Source organism: Ferruginibacter sp. (genome assembly GCF_014377975.1).
Taxonomy (GTDB): domain Bacteria; phylum Bacteroidota; class Bacteroidia; order Chitinophagales; family Chitinophagaceae; genus Ferruginibacter.
Window position 1 is genome coordinate 1 of sequence record NZ_JACMOO010000106.1, and the last position, 10584, is coordinate 10584.

General features: G+C 37.9%; 9 protein-coding genes and 1 pseudogene. 4 read left to right on the forward strand and 6 right to left on the reverse strand.

The features are described 5' to 3' along the window. Positions 1-447: 447 nt before the first annotated feature. Complete coding sequence (locus tag H7254_RS06280; protein ID WP_301932160.1) at positions 448-591, reverse strand: hypothetical protein; 144 nt, start codon at positions 589-591, stop codon at positions 448-450. Positions 592-802: 211 nt separating this feature from the next. Here H7254_RS06280 and H7254_RS06285 point away from each other — a divergent pair, with 211 nt between their 5' ends. Beyond that, on the forward strand, positions 803-1852 hold the full coding sequence (locus tag H7254_RS06285) for a hypothetical protein (RefSeq protein ID WP_301932161.1): 1050 nt from the start codon (positions 803-805) through the stop codon (positions 1850-1852). Between the two features lie 31 nt (positions 1853-1883). Here H7254_RS06285 and H7254_RS06290 read toward each other — a convergent pair whose 3' ends face one another. Genes H7254_RS06290 through H7254_RS06305 form a run of 4 tightly spaced genes read right to left on the reverse strand, consistent with a single transcriptional unit; the run spans position 1884 to position 5670 of the window. After that, positions 1884-3023, reverse strand: a complete 1140-nt coding sequence (locus H7254_RS06290; RefSeq protein WP_301932162.1) for an NAD(P)/FAD-dependent oxidoreductase — start codon at positions 3021-3023, stop codon at positions 1884-1886. Further along, the gene (locus H7254_RS06295) at positions 3016-3723 is read right to left on the reverse strand and encodes a methyltransferase domain-containing protein (protein ID WP_301932163.1); all 708 of its coding nucleotides are present in this window, start codon (positions 3721-3723) and stop codon (positions 3016-3018) included. The genes H7254_RS06290 and H7254_RS06295 overlap by 8 nt, the downstream gene beginning before the upstream one ends. Beyond that, positions 3716-4813 (reverse strand): type III polyketide synthase, encoded by a 1098-nt coding sequence (locus tag H7254_RS06300; RefSeq protein WP_301932164.1) that lies wholly within the window; start codon positions 4811-4813, stop codon positions 3716-3718. The genes H7254_RS06295 and H7254_RS06300 overlap by 8 nt, the downstream gene beginning before the upstream one ends. Beyond that, positions 4810-5670, reverse strand: a complete 861-nt coding sequence (locus tag H7254_RS06305; RefSeq protein WP_301932165.1) for a UbiA family prenyltransferase — start codon at positions 5668-5670, stop codon at positions 4810-4812. Before H7254_RS06305 ends, H7254_RS06300 begins: the two co-directional genes overlap by 4 nt. Positions 5671-5902: 232 nt before the next feature. Here H7254_RS06305 and H7254_RS06310 point away from each other — a divergent pair, with 232 nt between their 5' ends. Next, positions 5903-6577 (forward strand): LysE family translocator, encoded by a 675-nt coding sequence (locus H7254_RS06310; protein ID WP_301932166.1) that lies wholly within the window; start codon positions 5903-5905, stop codon positions 6575-6577. Positions 6578-6666: 89 nt separating this feature from the next. Here the strand turns inward: H7254_RS06310 and dnaG are convergent, their stop codons facing one another. After that, positions 6667-8610 carry a DNA primase gene (gene dnaG / locus H7254_RS06315; protein WP_301932167.1) on the reverse strand — a complete coding sequence of 648 codons (1944 nt, stop codon included), beginning with the start codon at positions 8608-8610 and terminating at the stop codon, positions 6667-6669. A gap of 442 nt (positions 8611-9052) precedes the next feature. Here dnaG and H7254_RS06320 point away from each other — a divergent pair, with 442 nt between their 5' ends. Together H7254_RS06320 and H7254_RS06325 are read left to right on the forward strand one after the other, a co-directional pair. Then, positions 9053-10321 carry a hypothetical protein gene (locus H7254_RS06320; RefSeq protein WP_301932168.1) on the forward strand — a complete coding sequence of 423 codons (1269 nt, stop codon included), beginning with the start codon at positions 9053-9055 and terminating at the stop codon, positions 10319-10321. Between the two features lie 81 nt (positions 10322-10402). Continuing rightward, a pseudogene (locus tag H7254_RS06325) lies at positions 10403-10584 on the forward strand (hypothetical protein); the annotation flags it as partial.

Below are 10584 nucleotides of genomic sequence, written 5' to 3' on the forward strand. Positions count from 1 at the left end.
CTAAGTACAGGGAAATGTTGTTTTTAAGATAGATCAATTAAATTTTTCTTCATAAAAAGAAAGATTTATAACATAGCTGGCAAGCAATCGTAAAGGATCCGGATCACTTTTGTGACCGGGTTTTTTATGTGCGAAATGCATGCGGTGGCAGAAGTGCGCTGCTCATTTTAAAATATAAAATTGTCTTTTATCCCTTGTTTTAATTTTAAGCCACCTTGCCACTAAGAAGCTCCAAATTAAGCAACAGGTTGCGTTTTATTTTTTTTGGTGGCGTTTTGTGTACCACAAATTTTATTTGCTTAAAGCGGTTTATTTTTTTGTTACCACGCTTTGGGGAATTGTTTCAGATTTTCGGTTGGTTCGCTTTATCGCTTAATTTGTATTATTTATCGTTGTTGTTTTACGCTGTTGTCTACACTTATTTTTGTGCGAAAGCTTTTTTTCTTTTTAAACATGAAGGATGGCCGATTGTTTTAGCAGATGCCGTGTGGTGTTTACCAGCCAACCGGTTAATAAAACTACCAGTAAATGTGCCATGGCGGAGATATCATTTTTATGATAATCGGGGCGTGAGTCTACACGTGTTTTCAATATTTTAAAGACAGATTCAACTAAGGATTTTAAGTAGCAAAAAAGCTCCTAAAAAAAAGGGAAAACGGTCAACAAAAATGCGCAAAAATGAGCCTGAAAATTAAATTATTGCAAAAAATGGGTCTGTAACTTTAGTTTGGTTTTGTAACGGTGCCGTTTTGTTAAGGTATTTTTAAAAGGAAGATATTAATTTTGAAAAATAATTAATTGAGTGAAAAATATATTACAACGCATCACAAACTGGGAAGCCTGGCCATTTAAATTATTGTACACACCATTGTCTGTTTTTTGGTTGTGGTATGTCATCAAATCAAAAGCGGTTTGGTTTTTTACATCCAGCAATCCGAAAATTACTTTCGGCGGAATGGAGGGAGAGCCCAAAAAGGAAATGTACGATTTGTTACCTAAAGAATTGTATCCTCCAACATTTACTGTTTTACCATCAGAAGATATTGTGATTGTTCAGGAAAAATTGTTACTCCATAATATTCAGTATCCATTTATCGTGAAGCCTGAAGTTGGCGGGCAAGGCATTTTACTGCGCAAAATTAACAACCTGCACGAATTGCAGCATTACCATAGCCTGATGCAATGGGAATACATTGTCCAGCAACTAGTGCAGTATCCAATGGAAGTAAGTGTATTTTATATCCGGCATCCCGCCGAAAGTAAGGGAATCATTACAGGATTTTTGCATAAAATTCCATTGCAGGTAACCGGCAACGGTAAGGATACGCTGGAAACCCTGGTGAAGCAACATCCCAAAGGAAATAAACTCCTGAAATCATTGCGTGCCAAACATACAGATGCGTGGATGCAGCCAGTGACCGAAGGTGAAAAATATATGTTGAGTTATGCAGCCAACCATAACCGGGGCGCACGTTTTATTGATTTAAAAAATGAGATAGATGGGCGGCTGGTAAATCTGTTTGATGATATTAGCAGCACCGGCAATGAATTTTATTATGGCAGATATGATATTATGTGTACCAATGTTGAAGACTTTAAAGCCGGTAAAAATTTTACTATTTTAGAATACAATGGCTGTGGTGCAGAACCCAACCATTTTTATGATACGGGCTATACTTTATCAGGAGCTTACAAAGAAATACTCAAGCACTGGAAGGCTCTTTATCACATAAGCAAATACAACAGACAACGGGGTGTAGAACCATGGCCATTAAATAAAGGCCGTAAATTTTTAACAGATTCAAGAAAGCTTACCACTGCCATGAAAGCAATCGATTTAAAAATAGGGTGAGGCCAATGTCTGCTGCCTTATCTGGTTCATTTCAAAAAGGCTTGCCATGCGTTTGCTTAATCAGCAGGTTAGTAATAAAAGGCAGCTTTTTCATAATACCGATAAACATATTGGTGATCCATGTTTTGCCAAATCCTTCCTGTATCAATCTTCCGGCCTTTAATCTTTTGCCAAATTGTTGTTGCCAGTTACCGGTATATAATTCTTCCATTTGTTGCCGGTTTATTTTATGTTGTAAAAATTCACCGATGGCTGCCGCTGCCAGTTTACTGCTGTGCAAAGCCATACTCATTCCATTGCCACACAACGGAGTTATTACGCCCCCGGCATCGCCACATAACAACACATGGTTTTCAACCTGTGCTTTTTTTGCAAAGGATATTTGCGAAATTGTGATGGGCGCTTCAAACATCAGGGTAGCACTATCAAAAATATTTTTTAAATGTATGTTTTTATAAAGCTCATTTTTTTCCAGTTCGCTGATGGAATTATTACTGTTTTTAAGATTGGCAGCATTGGTAAGATAGCAGAGGCACCAGGTATCGTTTTCAATTTTAGATATGCCGCAATAGCCATCTTTAAAATTGTGTAATGCAATGGTATCTCCGGCAAAATCTGTTTTGATGTGGTATTTTACCCCAATATAATTACTGAGTTTATTATTTTTTTTAAGAATAAAATTACGTTTCCATTTTACATCCAGGTTAGCTCTTTTGCCAAAACTTCCCGCACAAACGGTGCTGGTAAATATTCCTTTTACAGTGTGTAATTTAAATTTTTCATTTTCAAAAACTACGTCCTCTACTTTGCAATTTTCATAAACAGTTACTCCGGCAGATTCTGCAATCTTTTTTAATTCAAAGTCCATCTTGTAGCGGCTGATGCCAAAACCCCCTAAGGGTAAATTATGTTTTAACATACTGCCGTTGGGTGCACTGACGATGAGTTTTTTTATAATGGGCAATTGCATTTGAGATAAAGGCAGTCCCAGACTTTCAATAAAATCCCAGCTTTCCAGGCTGATGTATTCGCCGCACACTTTATGAAAAGGGTAGTGCTCTTTTTCAAAAAGCGCAACCAAATAACCTTTGGCAGCTAATTGAATAGAAAGCGCCAGCCCTGCAAGACCACCACCAATAATGGTTACATCGTATGGTATTGTTTCATTCATGTACGTAAACAATTAAATACCGGAAAGCCCATCTCCAGGTAACGGAGTAATGTGGTATACCAGCTCCTGTAAAAATAGTATTCCATTCAGATAAAGTAAAGCCTCTTGCAACAGAAAGCGGAGCATCATTTTTTACAAGGTAAGATTTAGAAAAAAGCCGGGTGATCAGTTGAATAGAATAATAGGCAAGCCAATGCCGGTGAAGATCGTTGATAAAAAAGCCTTTTCGGCTTTGTTGCTGCATCCATTGTACCATACCAATTAATTGCTGTTCACCAAAATGATGACAGAAAAGTGACGAGAAAATAAAATCGGGTTTACCATTTTCAAACAAAAGATACTCATAATCTGATACCATCCAGCGACAGGGAAGCAATGGATATTGCTGTTGGGCAAAGTCAATACACTCCTGCTTTATATCAATACCGATAAAGTTTACAGCAATATTTTTTTTATTGCACCATTTTTCAATGGCATGTAAATTATCACCTCCACCACAGCCAATTTCACAAATAGTAATTGGCTGATTTGTTTCGCATAGCTGCAATAACTTTTGTATTCCTTTTATAGAAATAGCGTGCCCGCCGAGATTTGAATTGATTATATTAAGCTCCTGCATATTTTTCCGGATATCGGCAAAAGGAATATTATCATCATCTAATATTTCTTTTTTTGTGGATCTTTCAGCAAGATTAATCATAGGTTGCAATAAAGGTTTCCATGGTTAAACCCGGGCCAAAAGCAACTCCGAAAACAGCAGCTTCTTTATCTTCATTTATTTCCAGTTCCTGCAATATTTTGTGCAATACAAATAAAACAGTTGGAGAACTCATGTTGCCATACGCTTTTAAAACGTCATAGCTATATTGCAAATGTTCTTCTTTTAAACCCGTGCTTTGCTGTATGGCTTCCAGTATTTTTTTACCTCCGGGATGAATGCACCAATGGCTGATGCTTTCTTTTTGTATGTTGGCATTTTTGAGGGCTTTGTTCAATAAGCCATCAAAATCTTCTTTAACCAGGTCGGGTACATACCCGGTTAAAGTCATTAAAAAACCGTGGGAGGATAATTGCCAGCTCATGTCTTTTTTTCCTTTAAAGGCAACATCAGAAAAAAAGTTTTTAAGCACCAATCCCTTTGCTGCTGCTATATTATGTTGAATCAATACCGCTGCACAACCATCAGCAAACAAAAGGGTAGAGGTAATATTGTCGATTGAATTTTCTTTTTGAAAATGAAGGGTACACAATTCTGTACACACAATTATTACATTGGCAGTGGTATCATTATTGCAGAGGGCATCCGCAATTTTTAATGCATGGATAGCAGCATAGCACCCCATAAAATTTACGGAGGTTCTGAAAATATTCGGCGACAAATTCAATGCTTCCATAATTTCAAGATCCATTCCCGGTGCACTCATGCCCGTGCAGCTAACTGTAATTAAATGGGTAATTCCGGCTACCTCAATTTTACCTTCAATACAATCCAGAATGGTTTTAACAGACAGTTTTGTAGCATTGCAGGCAAACCACTGCATCCTTTTTTCAAGATCCGGAAAAGGCTCCAGGTTGTTGGATTTGGAATAGAATTGTCTGTCTTCCGCACTGGTGCTGTAATCAGGCAGCACGCTGTACCGGGTATCGATTCCACTGTGCCGGTATAAAAATTTTAGCTTACGACTGTCGGTTTCATTGGTACTGTAAACCGTATCAGCAAAATTAAAAATGTCTTCCTGCCTGTGTTTATATGCGGGTACACCAGTTGCTATCGAAATAATTTTGCTCAAAGTTTTTCAATTAAAAATAAAGTAATAAAAGCAGCATTGGTGCAAACAGATGCCAATAAGGTCATCCGCATCGTATTAACAAAATTTGCCGCAGTATGTTTAATGACTACCTGCCTGAACCACCAGAAAAAATATACGAGCACTGGAACAAAAAAGATTTGAATAATAAAAAAACCATGTTGCTGTAAAGTTGATAACAATTGATATGCCAGTGTTGAAACAGCAAAAAAATACACTATAGCTGTAAAAATAAAAGTGCCTTTATAGCCGAGTAACAAACTCAGTGTATTTACTCCATCGGCCTTATCCTGCTTGTGCTGGTAAATTTGGGTAAGTGGATAAAAGCCACCAATGAGCAACGAAGCGGCGATCATTGCAAACGCGGGTGCAGATAAGGTTTTATCAGCACTGCTGCCATGCATCACCAAAAAAAATGTGACAGCTCCCTGAAAAAAAATGACCGTGATGTACCCTATAACGGGGTATTGCTTTAAACGAATTCCGCGGTAACTATAAGCCCTTGATGCAAGTATATAGGCAATAATACCCACCACAAAATATATACTGATAAGGCAACTGAGTGCAATGGCCGTTGCATCCAGCAAAATGGTTGCATAAAATAATTGCCTGGTGGGCTGCAGGGGTGTTTTTATACCGCCAATGCTTTCAGTATCCCGGTCCATAAAACTATTGTAGCCATTGCTTGCGGGATAAACCAGCAAATGCAGTATAATAAAAATGAGTATGGCATGCACGGTGTTTATTTGATTGGTTTGGCTTAATGCAAACCAATACACCGGCATCAAAAAAAAGGAGAACTGAAACCGCAATAATTGTATGGTAGATGATTTTATCAAGTTGATAATTTATGCTGTAATGTAAGATAGTTATGCCAGTACTTCAAAACCTGCCAAAATAGTTAGGATTTATAGTATCATACCATTCGTAATTATTGCCTTTTAGTAAGCTGGTTAAAAACGTGAAAACCCTTTGCTGCAGAGTATTTCAAAGAATGCTCACTTGAAAAAGGTTTGAAAAAGTTTAAACGCTGTACCACAACACATTTTGCAAACCGCTTATCTTTGTTATATGGCAAAAATTATAAAGGTTTTCTTTTGGGGGCTGTTAATTAGTTTTTTAGGATCACTGCCATTGGGTACTTTAAATGTGGCAGCCATGCAAATTGGCATACAGGAAAGTGTCCCTAAAGCTATCTGGTTTTCATTGGGTTCTTTGATGGTAGAAATGGTGTACGTGCGTCTTTCACTGGTGGGCATTGGTTGGGTTCGTAAGCAGGTAAGGCTGATGAAAATAATGGAATGGATAACACTGGTCATCATTGTTGCATTGGCCGCAGGCAGTTTTATTGCGGCAGCCAAAAGTGGAGGAAATACAAAGAATATACTGCTCAATAACCACCTGAACCGGTTTTTACTGGGCATGTTCATGTGTGCCATCAACCCGGTGCAAATACCTTTTTGGTTTGGCTGGAGCACCGTGTTGCTTACTAAAAATATCCTGCAGCCTGTGCAGAGTCAATACAATATGTATATTGTTGGTATTGGGCTGGGAACATTGATGGGCAATTGCGTTTTTATTTTTGGTGGTAAATGGATGGTAGAACGCATTGCCAACAGCCAGCAATACCTTAACTGGGTAATTGGCGGCATATTCACTTTAACTGCCGTAATACAGTTGATAAAAATGCTGTTGCATAAAGATGGCCTTTCAAAATTTTACGAGGGAAAACAAGGTGAGTTGTGAGTTATCATTTGTGAGTGGGCAATGGTGAATTATTTATAAAGACAGTAGATTATTTAATCCTGTAAAGCATTGTTTGCGCAATTCACTACTTACCTGAAAATTACCGTACCTAACTGTTTGGTTAACTCAATTTCCATGTGTTTTAAATGTTGGTGAATCTGTAAAAATACCATCTGCTCTTCCATGGTATGTTCCTTTTCCAGGTCACGCTGGTTTTCATCCATCATGCGTTTTATCTTTCTCAATTTAAGATAATTTAAGGTACTGAAAACTTCTTCTTTGTAGAGGTCATCCCTGGTGGCAATCTTACCTTCAAAAATATTTTTCCAGTTGGGGCTTATTTCATAGGTGTAATCCATCACGCTTACTACCAGTGCGCTTAATGCAAAATCCTCGTGGTATAAAAATGTTTTTGCATTGGGTTCCAGCCCCGCATCGTACATAGTTTTATAGGTATTTATTAAATCAACCAGGCTTTTATTGTCAATCATTTCATCCAGTTGATTGCCTTCAATTTCTGTAAAAATATGATCTGCCACCCTGGCTTCATTTTCCCATTCCTTTAGGCCAAATTCCAGCAAACTCCTTACCATGGCTCTTTCGTGCTGTTCATCCCTGTTTAATAAACCAATGGCATCGTCTTCAATTTCAAAAGGTGCTGCTGGTGGTGCAAAACTGTCATGGGATTCTTTGCGGTTGCTTTTATTTTCTTCACCGGTAATTTTTTCCCTGATAAATTTATTTACCAGTGCATGCAGGCCGCCTTCTTCAATCTTTAATAATTCGGCACTTTGTTTTATATAATCCTGCTGCCGGGTAAAATCTTCTGCCTTATTTATTTTAGAAATGGTTTCTGCTACCTGGTTCACCACAGCTGATTTTTTTACCGAATCAGTACCGGCATCTTTTAAAGAAACAGATAACTGAAACAGAATAAAATCTTGTTTATTGGCGGCAATAAATTCTTTAAAAGCAGCAGCGCCCACTTTATGCACATAACTATCCGGGTCTTCCTTATCCGGTATCAGCACCAGTTTTACATTCAGGCTTTCTTCCAGCGCAAGGTCAAGCCCACGCAGGGCTGCTTTAATACCGGCACTATCGCCATCATAAATAATGGTAAGGTTATTGGTATATTTTTTTACCAGCCGCAACTGGTCTGCGGTGAGTGAAGTACCACCGCTCGCCACCACATTTTCAATACCCGCCTGGTGCAGACTCACCACATCGGTATAGCCTTCTACCAACAAACATTCATCGGCTTTATCAATGGCCTGGCGGGCAAAATAACTGCCGTATAAAATTTTGCTTTTTACATAAATATCATTCTCCGGCGTGTTGATGTATTTGGGTGCCTTATCATTTGTTTTTAAAATTCTGGCTCCAAAACCAACCACTTTGCCACTTTGGTTGTGTATCGGAAAAATGATTCTGCCGCGGTAATTATCCACGGGTCTTTCATCCCTTATGGCTACAAGACCGCTTTTTTGCAGCAGCTCAATATTGTACTGCGCCTGAATTGCCGCTTTGGAAAAACTATCCCTTGCCTCGGGGTTAAAACCAAGCTGAAACTTTTTAATAATTTCTTCCCTGAAACCACGCTGCTTCAAATAACTCAGCCCAATATCCTGTCCTTCTTCGGTATTTAATAAATGGTTGGTAAAAAACTGCTGAGCAAAATTATTGATGATAAATAAACTCTCTGCACTTTGCTGCTGCAGTTTCTGTTCGGGCGAAACTTCTGTTTCCTCAATTTCCACATTATACCGCTGAGCCAGCCATCGCAGGGCTTCTACATACGTATACTTTTCATGCTCCATCAAAAAACCAATGCTGTTGCCACTGCGGCCACAACCAAAACATTTGTAAATTTCTTTTGCCGGCGACACCGTAAACGAAGGTGATTTTTCGTTGTGAAAAGGGCAGAGGCCAAGGTAATTGGTGCCTCGTTTTTTAAGTTTTACAAAAGTGCCCACAATCTCAATAATATCAATCCTGCTTAGTATTTGTTGTATGGTGTTGGGAGAGATCAATATTTTTTAATATTTATTTACGCAAATGTAAATGAAACAATAAACTATTTTATAAAGAAGCAAAGTTGAAAAAGCTGTTTGTTGCTATCCCCGGATTCATCTTAATTTAAATATGATTTTATTGAATGGTACCAGGGCGCCCGGGCGGGCTGTACGCAGTACTCCGCAGCGCCTAATTTACCTTTCAGCTTCGCAAAACGGCCAGTATACGGCGCTTTACGGGGTACTTGCTCCCATCCCTGGCGCTGCAGATCGTACCGTATTCAATTTCCTGCAGAAGGCTTACCTCAAACTTTACTGATCAAAGTCGGTACACGATGGGCATTTTTGATAATTATTTTAAAGGATGCTGCAAATATGGCATGGTTTATGGATTTTTGTTGATCTTTTTATCCTAATTAACAACAAACTAATATCTTTAACCCCTAAAATAAAATTTGAGATGAAGAAACTTTCCTTTTTTGCAGCCACAATATTGATCGTGAATGTTGCATTTGCACAAAGCCTTGACGAAGTTAAAAAATACGTATTGTTGCGGCAAACCAAACCTGCAAAAGAAGCAGTTGACAAATACCTTGCAATAGAAAAAAATGCACTGAAGCCTGATGGATGGTATTATAAAGGGTATGCTTATGACCTTACCTCTAAAGATTCTGCTTTAAGCATTACCGCTGCAAGCGCCATTAAAACGGAAGCATTTAATGCCTTAGAGAAATATTTTCAGTTAGATCCGAAAGCTCCACTTTCTCTGGACGAAAATAATTCTCTGCTCTTTGATCTATATGTCGGATTTTCTTCTGATTTGGGTGTTAAAGCATACACACAAAAAAATTATGAGGTAGCATTCGAAAATTTTAAAAAAGCGGTGGAGGTACACGATTTTATTTATTCAAAAAACCTAGTGGGTGCCAACAAATATAAATTCAATGGCATTGACACTACGTTGATTTTATATACCGCTATTGCTGCTAATGACGCAAAGAAAAAAGAGGATGCAGTAATTTTTTACAAGAAATTAGTGGATGCCAACGTAGCTGATACCCAATACGTGGATGCTTATCAATACCTGGCAGACTATTATAAAACAAAAAAAGATTCAGTTGGGTTTATTGGCATAATAGAAAAAGGCAAAAAATTATATCCCAAAAATATCGATTACTGGACGGCACTTGAAATTGAGCAGGCCACAGAAGGGGTAGAAAAACCTGCAATTTTCGGCAAGTATGATGCGCTGATGGCAAAGTACCCGGACAATTATATTTTACCTTTTAACTACAGCGTTGAATTGTACAGGTATATTTATTCAGATGAAATGAAAACCGCCAATGCAAATCCATATAAAGAGAAGTTGCCGGAAATATTGAAGCAGGCTATTGCAGTAAAATCTACCCCGGAAGCAAATTTTTTAATGGCTAATTTCTTGTATAATAATTCCATCGATATATCAGAGGATGCAAGAAAAATAAAAGGACCTAAACCATCAGATTTAAAAACTAAAAAGGAACTGGAAGCCAATTCAGCCAAACAAATGAATGATGCCATTCCTTATGCTGAAAAAGTAGTTAGTTTATTTGCAGATAACGCAAAACCAAAAGGCAGCGAAAAAGTAAATTACAGGCAGGCACTGGTGATATTAAAGAATATTTACGATGTAAAAAAAGATGCAGTAAAATCTGCAGCGTACGATAAAAAAATAAAAGAAACACAGTAATATATTTTCAATTAATTTGTAAGGGCAGCATATAAAATATGCTGCCCTTTGTTTATAAATTATCTAAATATTTACAAAAGCATGATCAAAATACCCCCTGCGATCCAATTAATAGAATGCCCGAGAGATGCCATGCAGGGCTGGAAAAACTTTATACCCACACAAAAAAAAATACAATATATCAATGCCTTATTAAAAGTGGGCTTCGATACCATTGATTTCGGGAGTTTTGTTTCGCACAAAGCCATCCCACAAATGGCCGA